The organism is Antarctobacter sediminis, from assembly GCF_019218285.1.
GTDB lineage: Bacteria > Pseudomonadota > Alphaproteobacteria > Rhodobacterales > Rhodobacteraceae > Antarctobacter > Antarctobacter sediminis.
Genome location: NZ_JAHUZG010000002.1, coordinates 1,265,970 through 1,281,081, shown reverse-complemented (window position 1 = coordinate 1,281,081; position 15,112 = coordinate 1,265,970). Strand labels below are relative to the sequence as shown.

Sequence of the window (15,112 nt, the reverse complement as noted above, 5' to 3'; positions counted from 1 at the left end):
CCTACCTGAAAGGAGCCGCGAGGAAAGCTTCGAAGCTTTGCAGCCAGATCGCCAGCATGATCGGCGCAGCAACCAGCAACAGCGCTATGGCGCCGAAGGTGATGACCGGAGCGCCGACAAAGGCAACCATAAGCTGTGGCATGGCCTTGTTGATGACACCCAGCGTCAGATTGTAAATCACCGACATCAATACAAAGGGCGCTGCAAGGCTGAACGCCAAGGCAAAGCTTTGGCCAACGCGGTGACGCCCGGCCTCGGCCACGTCCGACGGGTTCGGAAATTGCAACGCGGGCAGCAAGTCATAAGACAGCACAAGGAAGGCTGCCGCCTTTACGTGAAAACCGGTGGCCATCAACAGGGCAAGGGCCGCCATCGTCAGGATGTGGCCCATGGCCGGCAGTGGATCCAGCCCCGATTGCCCCAGCAACTGCGATAATGAGGTCGACTGCGCCGCAATGGCCCCCGCCGTCTGGATCGCGATGACAAAGAGGCGCAGCATGATGCCAAGGAACAGCCCGGACAGGCTTTCGGTCGCCAAGGCAAACAGAAAGCTGCCCAGCGCAGGGTCGGGAAGGTCCAGGCGCGGCGCAACCGCGGGCGTGACAACGGCGGTCAGCATCAGGGCCACGACCAGACGCACGCGGGCCGAGATCACCTGCTCCCCCAACCCCGGCAAAGCCGCCATGGCCGCACCGACCCTGAGGAAAACGATCAGCGACACCCACAACGTATCACCCAGCAAATCCATCAGGGGCTGGGCTCCGATCATGCCGCGACGACCCCGACAAGCGCTGGCCGCGCCTCTAGCCCGATTTCCTCGTAGGACATGACCGGATTGCTAAGCCCCTTGGCCACCATGACGGTGCGCAGGAACCGCCGACGCCGCGCCGAAGTCACAACCGCCGGTGTCACACCGCGATCGGCCGCGTCACCGATCGTGGCCGCAAGCCCGGTGGTCAGCGCTTCGAACTTCTCTGGTGGCAGGGCGACGTCCAGCGCGCCCTGACTGCTTTCGACCTGGTAGGAAAGGAAGGTCTCTTCCCATTCCGGTGCAAGCTGAACCAGAGGAATGGTCCCGTCGTCGCGCCGCATCCCTGCCACCAACTGGAACCCGAGACGCTGCCGCACATGTTCGCAGATCACTTCGGGCTGGGTCTGTTGACCACGCATTTCAGCAATGGTTTCGAGGATCAGCGGGAGGTTTCGGATCGACACCTGTTCATCCAGCAAAAGCCGCAGAACCTGAAGAAGGGTGTCGATCTGGACCTTGTCAGGGATCAGTTCATCCAACAGTTTCCGGTTGGCCTCGGCTCGGGTCTGATTGCTCAACGTAACCATTTCGTCCAACAGCCGCCGCAGCGCCTTGAGCGTCAGAAGCCGGCCAAAGTTGCGGCGGATCACTTCCAGAAGATGCGTCGCCAGAACTTCGGTCGGCGACACGATGGTTGCACCGGTGATGGCCGCTTTTTCCTGATCCTCAGGACGGATCCAGCGAGCGGGCGCGCCATAGACAGGTTCCGTCACGTCGCGCCCGCTGGGCAAGGCGCCGCTGGTTTCCGGAACAAGGGCAAGAACGAAATCGGGGTTCAGCTCTCCACGCGCCATTTCCACGCCATGGATCCGGACCACATATGTCCCGGTCGGCAAAGCCGCCGCATCCGTCAGGCGGATTTCCGGCAGGATCAACCCGAAATGCGAGGCAATGTGCCGCCGCATGTTGGCGATCCGCACGTCCAGACCCGTGCCCGGATCCAGCACCATGTTCACAAGGTCCGGCGCAAATTCCACATGAATGTCGTCGAGATCCAGAACGTCGCCCATATGTTGCGTGGGCGCGGCGGGTTCTTCTTCCGTCTGTTCGTCATCTGCCTCGCTTTCCGGTGGCCGTTTCGAGATATTCCAGGCCACCGCGCCCAGAACGCAGGCACCAAGAATGAAAGGAACAAACGGCAGGCCGGGAACCAGCGCAAACAGCACCATCAGAACGGCCACGGCAACCAAAGCGGACGGATGGCGGCCCAACTGTTTGGCAATCGCCACGTCGGTCGATCCGGTCGATCCCCCGCGCGCCAACAACAGGCCCGCGGCAATCGAGATGATGACAGCAGGGATCTGCGAGACCAGCCCGTCGCCAACTGTCAGGATCGCGTAGGTTTCCAAGGCGTTATACAAGGCCATGTCGTGGACGACGACGCCCATGATGATGCCCATGACAAGGTTCAGCAGGGTGATCAAAAGACCTGCAACCGCGTCGCCCTTCACGAATTTGGACGCCCCGTCCAGCGAGCCAAAGAATGTCGTTTCCTGCTGTTCGATCTCGCGCCGCCGTTTCGCCTCGGCGTGGTCGATTGCGCCTGCGGACATGTCCGCATCGATGGCCAGCTGTTTGCCCGGCATACCGTCCAAGGCGAAACGGGCCGAAACCTCGGCCATTCGGGCCGACCCTTTGGTGATGACCGCAAAGTTCACGATCATCAGCACGCCAAAAACCACGAGGCCAAGGAACACGCTGCCGCCCATGACGAAGCTGGCGAATCCCTCGATCACCTCACCCGCCGCATGTGTGCCCGTATGTCCTTGACCGATAATCAGCTTGGTCGAACTGACATTGAGCGACAGGCGCAGCATAAGCGAGGTCAGCAGGATTGTCGGGAAGGCCGAGAAATCCAACGGTCTCTCGATGAAAAGCGTGACCGTGAAGATCAGGATCGCCAGCCCAAAGGACGCGGCAAGGCCAACGTCCAGAACCCATGACGGCATCGGCAGGATCATCATGACGATCACCGCCATGAGCGCCAGCGCCATGAGGATGGTTGGCTTGAACAGGTTTGAGGCGGTCAGTTTCATTTCGCCGCCGCCCGCTTGTGTCCTGCTCCCGATACGAGTTCGGGGCGGACCGCGTCAGCGCCCCTGCCCCGTTTCGATTTCCAGCCTGAAAGCGCCATGTTGGGGTCACTCCGCCTTTGCATCCCTGCAATCTGGCTAAGGCAGAAGAATTGACAAACCGTAACGAATTTTAGGGATCGTTCGGGATGGCGGTGGCATCCAGCAAGGCACGCAGCGTTTCCCGTGACCGTGTGCTCGCGGAAAAAACGGCATCCACGCCCGCAAGGCTGACATTGGCCGGATCGACATCCACCGGCTCGGCATCCATCAAGGCAGCTGCCGGGGCAAAGGCACTGTCACCCTCGGACAGGTCTTTCCATTCTCCAGACAGCCAAGCAGCCTCGACCGCTTCGCGGTTTTCGCCGACTTCCTCGAAAATGTTGCGCGCAAACACATGGTCCCCCATCTGCTTTCTGGCTTCGGCCCGCAATCTGGCAACCTCGTCCCCGCGCTGACCGATCAGGATGATCTCTGCCTCTTCGGGGCGGCCAAGCGACAGCAGCGCCCGCGCCCGGGCCAACCGCACTCCGGGATCTTCCCCGGCACCCGCCAGAGTATCAAGTTGCAGCATCGCTGCCTCTGCAAGGCCAAGGTCGATAAACCGTTCGGCGATCGCCGTACCAAGTTGCTTTTGCTCAGGGTGGACGCCTTGGGAAAGGGCAAGCGTTGCGTGTTTCAGGAACAGAATGTCGTCCGCCTTGTCCACCAAGGTGCGAAGTGCCGATTGCTGCGTGGCCTTCAGTACATCGGCCGGCATCCCGTGTTCGGCTTTCATTTCATCAAAGGCTGCATCGAAGTGACCGTTGATCAACAAAGACCGCACATGGGCCTGCCAAAGTTTGGGTCCATCTTCGCTGTTGCGCAGTTCGGTGGCGAAAGCATCCGTCAGTTCGACGATCCGCTCAGGCACCGGGGCATCGGTCGCCTCAGCCAGGTCGATGGCCGCGGCAACCGCCTTGGCCGCCTCGGGTCCGCCGGAAACCGAAAGGTCGTGCAAGCGTTTGCCCGCATCGGCAGGATCACCGCCTCGCAAGGCCAACTGTGCCTTGCCCAAGGCAATGCTATCTGTTTCATGGCCTTCCATACGTTGAAGCCGCCGCAAGACGTCTTGCGCCGTATGCGGGTAACCGGCCTCAGCCAAATGTTCGACAAGTTGAGGCCCCAGATGTGACCGAAGGTGCCGCGGGAGGGATTCAAAACCTCTCAAAATCGCAGCCTCGGCGATTTTGGGGGCTGCTGGATCCGGCGACCGGGCCAATACGGACCAGAGTGCGGCCGGACTGTCACAATGAGACATTCCGGAAAAGAGTTGCGCCGGGTCCTCGTTGCCGTCCACGAGGAAACTCAACGCTATCAAGACGGGCAACTCCATGTCGGGTTGCAGTTTCAAAACCGAACGCGCCTCGGCCCCGAACCCGTAGTATATCAGAGCCTTGCCATAGGATTGCAGCGCCTCGGGCGAAATCCTGTCAAACTCCCGGAAAACGTCCCCACGGCGCTTTGCCAGAACGACGCTGGGATCGTCATCTTCTTCTGACCAGGATTCGATCGCAAGCATGGCCTCATCTATGCAGACTTCACCCCCGACAGAGATCCGCCCCTTCTGCAAATCCTTGTGATCGATCCCGGACAACCCTGCCGCCAGACGGATCGCGGGGTTGAGTGTGTCCGGTGCCTTGGGATCAGTTCCTGCCACGTGATCGGGGTCCGGGCGCAGGGTGACCGGATCAGGATCATCAACCGACCGCACAGCCGGGTCCAACAAACCCTGCGTTGCGGCGATGGCAAGATCGGCGGCAATCTGACGCCCAAGATCCTTGGAAACTTCGGCTAGCTCCTTGCCAGGAGCCCCCGCAGGATCACGGTCAAGACGTTGAGGCAAATAGGGTAAATCGATTGATCGAACCGCTTCGGGGCCGATTCGTGGCCGATCATCGAAACGCAACTGCGACAGTTCACGCGCAAAGGGTTTCGGCGCAAACGCCGGTTGCGGATTGAACGTCGGCATGGCTCCGGCCACGCGTTGAAGCGGCTCATCCGAGGGGGAAATGTCGACGACCAGCATGGTGCCATGCAAGACAAAGGCATTGGCGGCGCATTGGCATCCCAATTGAACATTCAACCGCCGACCGTCGGCATCCGTGGACAGGCTCAGGATCCTCTCTGTGCCAATGCGATTGAAGACCGACTCGGTATCAAACTGAAAAGGGCCGCCCTGAAGGTTCAGCCCGATCACATTGCGGTCCGGATCCGGGTCAAGGACCCACCCGGTTCCTTCGGGAACGGACAGGACCAACCGGGTGAAATCACCGTGCTCACCGCTCCTTACCGTAACAACCTGGGCCCAGGCCGCTACCGGCAGAAGCGCTGTCAGGAAAAACAAGGCCAGACGGATCATGCTGCCTCCTGCTTGACGGATTTCAACGCGTCTTCGAGGTCTTCAAAGCTGGGCCGATAATGGTCCGGCGTGTTCTGTCGACCGACTTCGATGCAGATATTTGTCGCGTGATTGTGCAGGTTGGCCACCAGGACTTCGCGGATCAGGTGGTAGAAATGCAGGTCTTCCTCGGCGACGGTCTTTACCTTTGCCGCGAAGGGTCCGACCAGCCCGTAGGCAAGAAAAACGCCAAGGAAGGTCCCGACCAGCGCCCCACCAATCAGTTTGCCCAGAACTTCGGGCGGCTGATCGATCGAGGCCATCGTCTTGATCACCCCAAGAACTGCGGCGACGATCCCCAGCGCCGGCAAGGCATCTGCCATGGATTGCAAGGCATGGCTGGAATGCAGCGCGTGGTGCTGCATCGCTTCCAATCGTTTGTCCAGAACCTCTTCGACCTGATGCGGGTCATCGTAGTTCATGGAAACAGATCGCATCGTGTCACAGATCAGTTCGATGGCGTACCGATCCGCGAGGATCTTGGGGTACTTGCCGAAGATGTTCGACTCTTCCGGCGATTCCACATGTTCTTCGATGGCCACCGGGTTTTGACGGGCGAGCCGGATCAGTTCGAACAACAGGCACAGCAGGTCGCGATAGTCGTCTGGCTTCCACTTGGCCCCCTTAAAGACCTTCGCGATGTCCTTGAGGGTATGTTTGACCGTTGCCCCGTCATTGCTGATCAGAAAAGCGCCCGTGGCCGCGCCGCCAATCATCATGAATTCAAACGGCAGCGCCTTGATGATGATCCCCAATTTACCGCCGGCAGCCAGGTAGCCGCCGAAAACCATGGCAAAAATGACCACGATACCAATGATTCCGAGCATTCTAGCTCTCCTGATCCAGTTCTGACGCCAACCTGCCAGCCAGCCGTTAACAAAGCCTCATCGGCCGCGTTACATCACCACGAAATCCGCATGCAGCGCGCCCGCGGCCTTGATGCTTTTGAGGATGTCGATCATGTCGCGCGGGCTAACCCCAAGGGCGTTCAGGCCCGCAATCACTTCGGACAGGTTGGTCCCTGTCGGGACCTCGGCCAGTCCGATGCCCGGCTCTTCCTCGATCAAGGCGCCGGTACGCGGTACGATGACCGTGTCGCCGTCACTGAACGGGTTGGGCTGGATGGCCAGCGGCGCTTCTTCGATGCGAAGCGTCAGGTTGCCTTGCGAAACCGCGACCCGCGAGATGCGGACATCCGCGCCCATGACAATGGTTCCCGACCTCTGGTCCACGACGACCCGCGCGCGGCGCTGTGGTTCCACGGGCAGGTTTTCGATCGCCACAACCGCCCGTGCAGGCGATCGCGCACCGGTGCGTTGCAGATCAACCTGAACAGTACCCGCATCCAGCATGGTGGCCGCGCTGCGCCCGATGGTTCGGTTGATTGCATCCTCGATCCGCGCGGCGGTTGTGAAATCCGGTTCACGCAGCGCAAGGCGCAATGTTGAAAGCTGGGTAAAATCAAAGGGAACCTCGCGTTCGACCCGGGCACCCGACGGGATGACCCCTGCGGTAGGTACGCCTTGAACAACGCGGGCGGCTTCGCCTTCCGCTTCGACCCCTCCGGCGATGATCGTCCCTTGGGCTACGGCGTAAATCTGACCGTCGGCAGCATTCAGCGGCGTCATGATCAGGGTGCCACCCAGCAGGCTCTTGGCATCGCCGATCGCGGAAACGGTGATGTCGATCTGGCTACCGATCCGGGCAAACGGAGGCAGCTTGCCGGTAACAAGAACCGCCGCGACATTGCGGGGCCGGAACTGTTCACCTGTCACGTTCACGCCCAACCGCTCCAGGATGTTGGACATGATCTCTTCGGTAAAGGGCGAGTTGCGCAAGCCGTCGCCCGTCCCGTTCAGACCGACGACAAGACCATAGCCGACAAGGTCGTTGGATCGCACTCCATCAACCTCGACGAGGTCCTTGATCCGGACGGATTGCGCACCCGCCGGCAAGGACAGCGACAGGATCAGGCTGAAAGCAACAAGAATTCGCATGATCATCAGAGGTACTCCGCAAGCGACAACCGCTGGGACCGCGCGGTAATGGTGTAAAGGCTCTCAAGTTGTGTCCGGATGTTTTCGTAGCGGGACGCGGTGTAATACTGGTCGGTCCCGACCAGATCGAGCCGGGCGATATTGGTCGCCGTGTATTCGGCCGAGTTGCGCGCCGTTGTCTCTTCGACCCGCGCCTCAAGCGCGCCCAGACCGGCGCGCAATTCGACAACATCCTGCTGCGCGGCCAGCAGATCCTCACCCGCCGTCGTCAGCATTTCGATCTGAACGTCCTGGGACAAAGCCAGCGTGCCATCGGTTGCCAGCGCCGCCATAACCATGGGTTTAAGCACCTCGCGGAACACAGGATCGGTGGCCCGGATATCAAGGTTGGCCGTTTCAGTTTCGCTGAGCTTCAACGGCGCGAGCCCGGTATTCGAGCCCTGATAGGTGGTCGTCTCATAAGTCCCGCCCGCGCCAAAGAACGTATCCAGAACCGCTTCGATCCCTGACATTGTTGTCTGACCGACAAGCGCAGCGCGCGCATCGTTCAGCACATCATTGACGCCCTGCACGGCTTCTCGGTCTGTCGCGGTGCCGGAAAAAAGGAACCGGCCAGCCACTGACCGGTTCAACCCGTTCAACACCTGTGCCAATGCATTTTCCGCATCGTCCGACATGGTGTTCAGCAAGGCCGAATTCGGCGTCAGCTCCGCGGCGATCAACGTTTGCGACAGCGTCTCGCTTCGTCCTTGGATCTCGTCGAGAGCAGTCTGCATCGACCCCGAGAGAAAGGTCGCCTCTGTCGTGTTCACGCGATAGGTGTCCAGGCGCGCCAGTGAACGGTCGATGGACTGAAGCCCGGTCAGATCTCCATGCAGATGCTGCCCCGGATCCTTGACGAAACCGGTGGCGACCTCGACCGCCAGTTGGTCCATTTCCTCTCGCAGGCGTACCTGGTTGGCGCGCAGGACCAGCGCCCGCGCCATATCCCCGATGACTTCCATGTCAGGTTCTCCTTAAATGGACATCAACCGCTCAAGCAGGTCATCGACTGTCGACATGACCTTGGCGTTGGCGGTGTAGTGTTGTTCGATCTGCATCAGGCGTTGCAGTTCCTGATCGGTGTCGACGCCTTTTGACAGTTCCAGTTCTTTCAACGCGGTGTTCTGGATCGATACGAATGTCTGGTCGTTTTCCGCGCGCACCCGTTCGCCCACGGCGGTCGAGGCGAATTCGGAAATATGATCGGCAAAGCTGCGGGCGATCGCCGTCAACCCGCCGGACCCCGGCACGCTGGAGGTGCTGAGGGCCGTGGAAATGCCTTGCAGCAACCGGGCGTCACCGACCTCTCCCTGAGTGGCTGCACCCAGACCGTCGCGCAACCGCCATGCCCCACCGCTGCCCGGCGCGACAAGAGTGTTGATTTCGATGCGTCCGGCCAGTCCAGTTTCGTTGGCGGCGATCAATGCCGATCCGCCATCGGTAAAGAGCCCCGGATCGGTTGCCGCCAGCGTCGTGTCGGGACCTCCGGGTCCCAACCGTTCGATCAAATCGCGCGCGATGCCGTCCAGTTGGCCCTGCCTTTCGACCGCAGACACATCTCGGATCTCAAACTGGGCGGCAAGGCTGCCGCCAGCGAACATGCGGGCCGCATTGACCGGCGTGCCATTCAGCGTCAGCCCGGACAGATCGCCCGCAGCCAGCGTCATGCCCGGCGTGATGGCATGGTTCTGTTCGAACCCGACTTCGAATGGCCGGCCATCAAGCAGCACGGCGCCGCCGGTCGTGAATACGGCAATGTCACCTTTTTCGCGTTCGACGACGCGCAACGGCACGATTTCGGCAATGCTGTCGAGAACACGCTGGCGTTCGTCATAAAAACTGGTTGGATCCGCGCCGGTTGAACCGGCCCGAATGATATTGTCGTTCAGCGTGTCCAGGCGGGCCATTGCACTGTTCAGTGTATCGACCTGGGCGGCGATGCTGTTGTCGGCGTTCTGTCGGGCCGCCTGAACTTCGTCCGACAGGACATTCAATGCCCGGGCCAGCGAATCCGCCGTATCCGAGACAAGTTCAAGCCGCTGGGTCGACGCCGGGTTGGAAGCTGCTGTCAGCAGTGCATTCTCGAAAGAGTTGATGCGGTCCATCAACGATCCAGGGGTCCCGGATTCGCCAACCAGATCCTCGATCCTGCTGGCAAAGTTGAAACCGACCGTGGCATTGGCCAGACCGGCGTCCGACATCATCCGGTCGCCGGTCAGGACCGGATCGGAATGCCGGATCGTACCGGTGACGCGCACGCCACCGGTTGTACCAACGGCCCCGGGAGTCAGTCCCAGAGTCCGCCGACCATATCCTTCGGTCGTGGCATTGGCCACGTTTGTCGAAACCAGACCCGCAGCCAGTGTATTGGCCTTGAGCCCGCTGAAGGCATTGTAAAGCGCGCCGGAAAGAGACATCTAGCGACCCCCTGAATTGGCTGGCGGAGCGACCGTCAGCGCTTGATGTTGGTGGTTTCCTGCAGCATCTCGTCGACGGTCTGGATGACCTTGGCGTTCGACGAATAGGCTCGCTGCGTCTGGATCATTGCGGTCAGTTCGTTGGCCACGTCGGTCGCGCTTTCCTCAAGGGCAAAGGGAACGACATCCCCGACCGGGCCATCACCGGCATCCCAAAGGAAGAAGCTGCCGCTTTCCGGCGAAGGCATGTAGATCTGCTTGTCCATCGAGATCAGGCCGTTCGGGTTTGGCACGTCTACCAGTGGCACCTGAAAGATCACCCGCGAGGCGCCGGTATCGAATAGCGCGTGAACAAAACCGTTTTCGTCGATTTCAACCGTGGTCATGGACCCAGCCGCAGAGCCATCCTTGGAAATGTTCAGCGCCTTAAAGCTGTCGCCGACCTGAGTCAGCCCTTCGCTGGTGCCGGGTTCGCCAATCGTGATCTCGATCGGACCGCCGTTGGTGTTCACGATGATGGTGCCATCCGTGGCATTATAGGTGCCGCCCGTGGTGGTGGTCACCGAGGCAAGAGTCCCGCCATCGGTCGCACCGGTATTGAAGGTCACTGTGTATTCGCCAACCGGGTTGCTGGCCGCGTCACTGGCGGAATCGACGATCGTCATGGTCCACTCGTTGGACGATCCGGTCGCCGGAACGGTGGGGGTAAAAGTGACTGTCAGCGTTTCCGAGCGGCCAAGATTGTCGATGTATTCAATCGGCAGAACCTCGGGGATGCCGTCCGCGTCGAAGTCAGTGGCCGACGCCGCAAGGTTCGCCCCCAGCGTGATCGCCGTGGTCGGCTCTGACGTGACCTGGTTGCGGTTGATTCGCACCGGTTCCAGACTGTCTGCGGTGTCACGCGCATAAGAGGGCAGCGTCCCGTCGGAATTGGCCGGCCACCCCATCAAGAGCAGGCCCGATTCCGTCCGCAGATAGCCATCTGCATCCACGCGGAAGGATCCGGTTGTGGTCAGGAACATCTGCGGATCGCCGGTTGCAGCAAATTCCGTGGCCTCGGCGACCGGGATAAACCCGTTCCCGCGCACCGCGATATCCGTGGCATTGCTGGTCCCGACAAGGGCACCACTTTCATCGATCAGCCGGGTCGTGGTGGTCCGCACACCGCCCGCGGTATATCCTGAACCATTCCCGGCAATCACCATGGACGAGAAATCCGTCTCGACCCGCTTGTACCCCTTGGTGGCAGAGTTCGCGATATTGTCCGAAATGGTGCCCAGCCGCGTCGCATTGGCTGCAAGACCCGCAACACCCGCATTGAGGGAAGAGGAGATCGTCATGGACTAGCCTTTCTGCTGTCTCTGAATGTCCAGACAACAGATAAGGCTGCGGGCTTAACGCGGGCCTAACATGTAAAATGCCACGAAAACTGCATCAATCGCCGCGCAGGAACACAACCTCGATACGGCTGTTCCTTGGGTCCAGACGGTTCTCCGTCTTGGGTTCGCGGTCGGCATAGGCAGTCACGCGGCGCACCCGCTGCGATTCCAGCCCGCGTGCGATGACCAGCTCACGGAACACCTCGGCCCGGTCGCGCGAAATGTCCCAAGCCGGGTTCTTGGCCAGAACAACAGGATAGCTTGTCGTATGTGCTTCGATCGCCACGGGGTTCTTCACAACATCCGACGCCCGCGCAAGGATCAGCGCCAGATCCTCAAGCAATGCTGTCGGGCGGGCCTCATCGTCAAACAGCCGCGCTCTTGGCGTTTCGAAGAATTCGATCACCAGCCCCTCGTCGGTCACCTCGGTCACGATATGCTCAAGCAGTTCGTCGGCGACCATGCTTTCGCCACCGCGCCCCATGAGCAGCTCTTCGACCTGTTTGAACTCTTCGGTTTCCGGGCCATCGGCCTGCGGATCCCTGGACGGAAATGCATCGTCCTTGCTGCGTTCCGCCTGCGGTCTCAGGCTTGTCGCACCGGTGCCCACACGCGGCAGGGTGTTCTCGGCAAAGATGGAATCTCCGCCCAAGGCCCCGCTGCCGCCGCCCGAAACACGCGCCATCGCGATCGTCGGGCTAAAGTAATCCGCAATCCCCTTGCGTTGCTTTTCCGTCGTTGCGTTCAACAGCCACATCAACATGAAAAAGGCCATCATCGCGGTCACGAAGTCGGCATACGCCACCTTCCAGGCACCACCATGATGCCCGTCACCCGCAACGACCTTTTTCCGTTTGATGATGACTGGCGCAACATTGCTGTCGCCACTCATCATTCCCACCTTTCTCTCACCTGAGACAGGTGTAGGGCTTGCCCTGTTACCACGCGATTAACGTTTCAAAATGTATCGTTAAAGCCATCCTCAGAGCACATCTTGTGGATAACTTGGCAAAGGCGTGCCGATTTTCACACAATGCGACCATCCCCTACGTCACCGAATAGACACAGCCCGCCGAAGGCATTAGCAAGAGCAAGGAAACAGTGTTGGCAACGAGGTGGGGGATATGCCGGGTTTTCAAAAAGGAAAATCGGGCGTCGTACGGCGCATGGCGCTGGCGGGCACCTTTCTGACCGCCTTGGTCAGTTCCGCGCAGGGTGAAGACGCAACACAGCGCTATTCCTTCAACATGTACGGTTCGCCGGGCCTGATCGATATGCCCAGCGCCGTGGTACCTGCGGATGCAACGCTGGCGGGTACGTTCTCGCACATGGGCGGCACGTCGCGCAGCACGCTGTATTTCCAGATCCTGCCGCGTCTGTCCGGCAGCTTTCGCTATTCGGCGATCGAGAACTTTAGCTCTGGCGGTACCGAAACGCTTTTCGACCGCAGCTTTGACCTCCGCTACCAGCTCTTGACCGAAACGGATTTCCGACCCTCCGTGGTTGTCGGGATTCAGGATTTCATCGGCACCGGCATCTACAGCGGCGAATACCTCGTTGCGAGCAAGACGCTGACGCCCGGATTGACGGTGACAGGCGGTGTCGGCTGGGGCAGGCTTGGGTCTTTCCAGCCCTTCGGCTCGATGGGAACGCGAAACGACGACTTCACCGGTCAGGGTGGCCTGCCCGAAATCGACCGCTTTTTCCGGGGCGATGTCGCCGCCTTTGGCGGGATCGCCTATTCGCCGAACGACCGGTTCACCTTCAAGGTGGAATATTCGTCGGATGACTACACCCGCGAATCCGCGCGCGGATCAGTCAAGAAAAAGAGCCCATGGAACTATGGCTTTGACTACCGTTTCAAAAACGGTGGCCACATGTCGGTCTATCATGTGCTTGGCACCGAGATCGGCGCGCAGTTCACCTTTGTGACCAACCCCAAAACCATCGGCGTGCCCGGCGGATACGAACCCTCCGGCCTGCCGGTTGCCCCGCGCGCGCCGGGGTCTGCTGCGGATCTTGGCTGGACGATGGAGGCAAACCCGGGCGCATCGGCCAAGGCATCGCTGAAGCAACTGGCCGCCAAGGAAGGGCTGGTTGTCGAGGCCGTCGACCTGCAAGCCAACAAGGCAACGGTCCGCCTGCTGAACCCGCGCTATGGTGCGCCGTCCCAGGCTTTTGGCCGTATCGCCCGTGCCATGACACGTTCCATGCCTGCCTCAGTCGAGGTTTTCGAGATCGTTCCCGTCGTCAACGGCATGGCCATGGCCTCGGTCACCTTCCGCCGCTCGGATCTGGAACGGCTGGAACATGACGCGGCAAATGAAATGCTGGCTGTCACCGCGTTCAACGACGCGCGCGGCAAAGCTCCCGCGCCGGATCAAGGCATCTACCCGAAGTTCAACTGGTCCATCGCGCCTTACGTCCAGTTCTCGGTCTTTGACCCGGACAACCCTGTCCGGTTCGACGCCGGTTTGCGTGCCTCGGGCGAATTCGAGATCACTCCGAACCTGATCCTCAGCGGGTCGGTCACGAAAAAGCTCAACGGCAACCTCGACAAGGTCAAACGCCTCGACAAGTCGAACCTGCCGCGCGTGCGCACCGACCATGCCCGGTATTCGGCCGAGGGTGACCCCGCGATCGAATACCTGCAACTGGCGCATTATGGCCGTCCGGCCAAAGACGTCTATTCGCGCGTAACGGTCGGCTATCTGGAATCCATGTACGCCGGCGTCTCGACAGAACTGCTTTGGAAACCGGTGACCAGCAGATTGGCGCTGGGTGCGGAACTGAACTATGTCCAGCGCCGTGATTTCGACCAGCTTTTCGGGCTCCAGTCCATGACGACGACCGACCCGGTCAGCGGCGTCAAGCGCGAAATCCCGAATGTGAATGGCCATGTCTCGGCCTATTATGCCTTTGGCAACGGGTTCCACGGCCAACTGGATGTGGGCCGCTACCTTGCCGGCGACTATGGCGCGACCATTGCTCTGGACCGCGAATTCGCAAACGGCTGGCGCATCGGCGCATATGCCACCGTGACCGACACCTCTTTCGAGGACTTTGGCGAGGGATCGTTCGACAAGGGCATCCGGTTCACCATGCCGCTAGCCAGCTTCTTTGGCCAACCGTCCCGGCGCCGGAACGACATCGTGATCCAGTCTCTGTCGCGTGACGGCGGCGCACGGCTCAAGGTCAACGGTCGCCTTTACGAACAAGTCCGCGATTACCACAAACCGGACGCTGTCAATTCTTGGGGAAGGTTCTGGCGATGACCCGTCGCAGCATCAAACGCATCGGTCTGGCCCTTACGGCAGCGCTGGCCTTGGTCTCCTGCGGGAATGCCAACAAGGACACGACGGCGATGATCAAACAGATCCCAAAGGCTCTGTTTGCGAAAAAGCAGGCGCCGAAACCGCTGACCGCCGAACAACTTGGCAAGGCACTTGGGGCGACAACCGCCTCGGTCTATCTGTTCGAGCTTGAAGCGCGAAAAACGCAGATCCTGATGCAGGATATTCAGCGCAACGGGCCTTATCAGACCTATGGCAACGCATCGCGGCTGGTCGTTGTTTTGCGGGACGGGATGATCACTTCGACTCGCGGCCTTGGCGGGGACATCATGTCTTCCGAAGAAGACGCGCTGCTGCATCACGTGCAGTCGCGGTCCGAGGCACGGGTAACCTATGATCTGCGTTTCCTGACTCCCGAGGATGTCACGCTTGTGCGGCGCTATTCCTGCTATACGTCGACCGGTGGCAGCATCCCCGTCGCAGCCGGACTGGTTCAAACAACCGGACAGGTCGTGACCGCGAAATGTACCGCGGCAGATGGTGTTTCCCAAGACTTTACAAACACTTACGCAGTTGGTGCCGATGGGTATATCCTGAGCGGCCGCCAATGGGCCGGCCCCTACATCGGCTATATCAACTCGCAGGTACTGCGCCGCTGACG

11 protein-coding genes are annotated in these 15,112 nt (G+C 60.4%); 2 read left to right on the top strand and 9 right to left on the bottom strand.

The window, feature by feature from the left end; translation table 11 throughout:
- Position 1 precedes the first annotated feature (1 nt).
- The 9 genes from KJP30_RS14020 to KJP30_RS13980 all read right to left on the bottom strand — a co-directional run bounded on the left by KJP30_RS14020 (position 2) and on the right by KJP30_RS13980 (position 12,050).
- Positions 2–769, bottom strand: a complete 768-nt coding sequence (locus tag KJP30_RS14020) for a flagellar biosynthetic protein FliR (RefSeq protein ID WP_218449883.1) — start codon at positions 767–769, stop codon at positions 2–4.
- The gene (gene flhA, locus KJP30_RS14015) at positions 766–2,847 is read right to left on the bottom strand and encodes a flagellar biosynthesis protein FlhA (RefSeq protein WP_218449882.1); all 2,082 of its coding nucleotides are present in this window, start codon (positions 2,845–2,847) and stop codon (positions 766–768) included. The genes KJP30_RS14020 and flhA overlap by 4 nt, the downstream gene beginning before the upstream one ends.
- Before the next feature lie 169 nt (positions 2,848–3,016).
- Complete coding sequence (locus KJP30_RS14010) at positions 3,017–5,284, bottom strand: hypothetical protein (protein ID WP_218449881.1); 2,268 nt, start codon at positions 5,282–5,284, stop codon at positions 3,017–3,019.
- Positions 5,281–6,150 carry a flagellar motor stator protein MotA gene (motA, locus tag KJP30_RS14005; RefSeq protein WP_218449880.1) on the bottom strand — a complete coding sequence of 290 codons (870 nt, stop codon included), beginning with the start codon at positions 6,148–6,150 and terminating at the stop codon, positions 5,281–5,283. The genes KJP30_RS14010 and motA overlap by 4 nt, the downstream gene beginning before the upstream one ends.
- A gap of 69 nt (positions 6,151–6,219) precedes the next feature.
- Positions 6,220–7,326, bottom strand: a complete 1,107-nt coding sequence (locus tag KJP30_RS14000; protein ID WP_218449879.1) for a flagellar basal body P-ring protein FlgI — start codon at positions 7,324–7,326, stop codon at positions 6,220–6,222.
- A complete protein-coding gene (locus tag KJP30_RS13995) occupies positions 7,326–8,324 on the bottom strand; it encodes a flagellin (protein WP_218449878.1) in 999 nt (332 codons plus the stop codon). The genes KJP30_RS14000 and KJP30_RS13995 overlap by 1 nt, the downstream gene beginning before the upstream one ends.
- 12 nt (positions 8,325–8,336) lie before the next feature.
- The gene (gene flgK / locus KJP30_RS13990) at positions 8,337–9,779 is read right to left on the bottom strand and encodes a flagellar hook-associated protein FlgK (protein ID WP_218449877.1); all 1,443 of its coding nucleotides are present in this window, start codon (positions 9,777–9,779) and stop codon (positions 8,337–8,339) included.
- A gap of 35 nt (positions 9,780–9,814) precedes the next feature.
- The gene (locus KJP30_RS13985) at positions 9,815–11,119 is read right to left on the bottom strand and encodes a flagellar hook protein FlgE (RefSeq protein ID WP_218449876.1); all 1,305 of its coding nucleotides are present in this window, start codon (positions 11,117–11,119) and stop codon (positions 9,815–9,817) included.
- Between the two features lie 94 nt (positions 11,120–11,213).
- Positions 11,214–12,050 (bottom strand): flagellar motor protein MotB, encoded by an 837-nt coding sequence (locus tag KJP30_RS13980; protein ID WP_218449875.1) that lies wholly within the window; start codon positions 12,048–12,050, stop codon positions 11,214–11,216.
- Positions 12,051–12,282: 232 nt separating this feature from the next.
- Here KJP30_RS13980 and KJP30_RS13975 point away from each other — a divergent pair, with 232 nt between their 5' ends.
- A complete protein-coding gene (locus KJP30_RS13975) occupies positions 12,283–14,433 on the top strand; it encodes a YjbH domain-containing protein (RefSeq protein WP_224874204.1) in 2,151 nt (716 codons plus the stop codon).
- A complete protein-coding gene (locus KJP30_RS13970; protein ID WP_218449874.1) occupies positions 14,430–15,110 on the top strand; it encodes a YjbF family lipoprotein in 681 nt (226 codons plus the stop codon). The genes KJP30_RS13975 and KJP30_RS13970 overlap by 4 nt, the downstream gene beginning before the upstream one ends.
- The last annotated feature ends 2 nt before the right edge of the window (positions 15,111–15,112 follow it).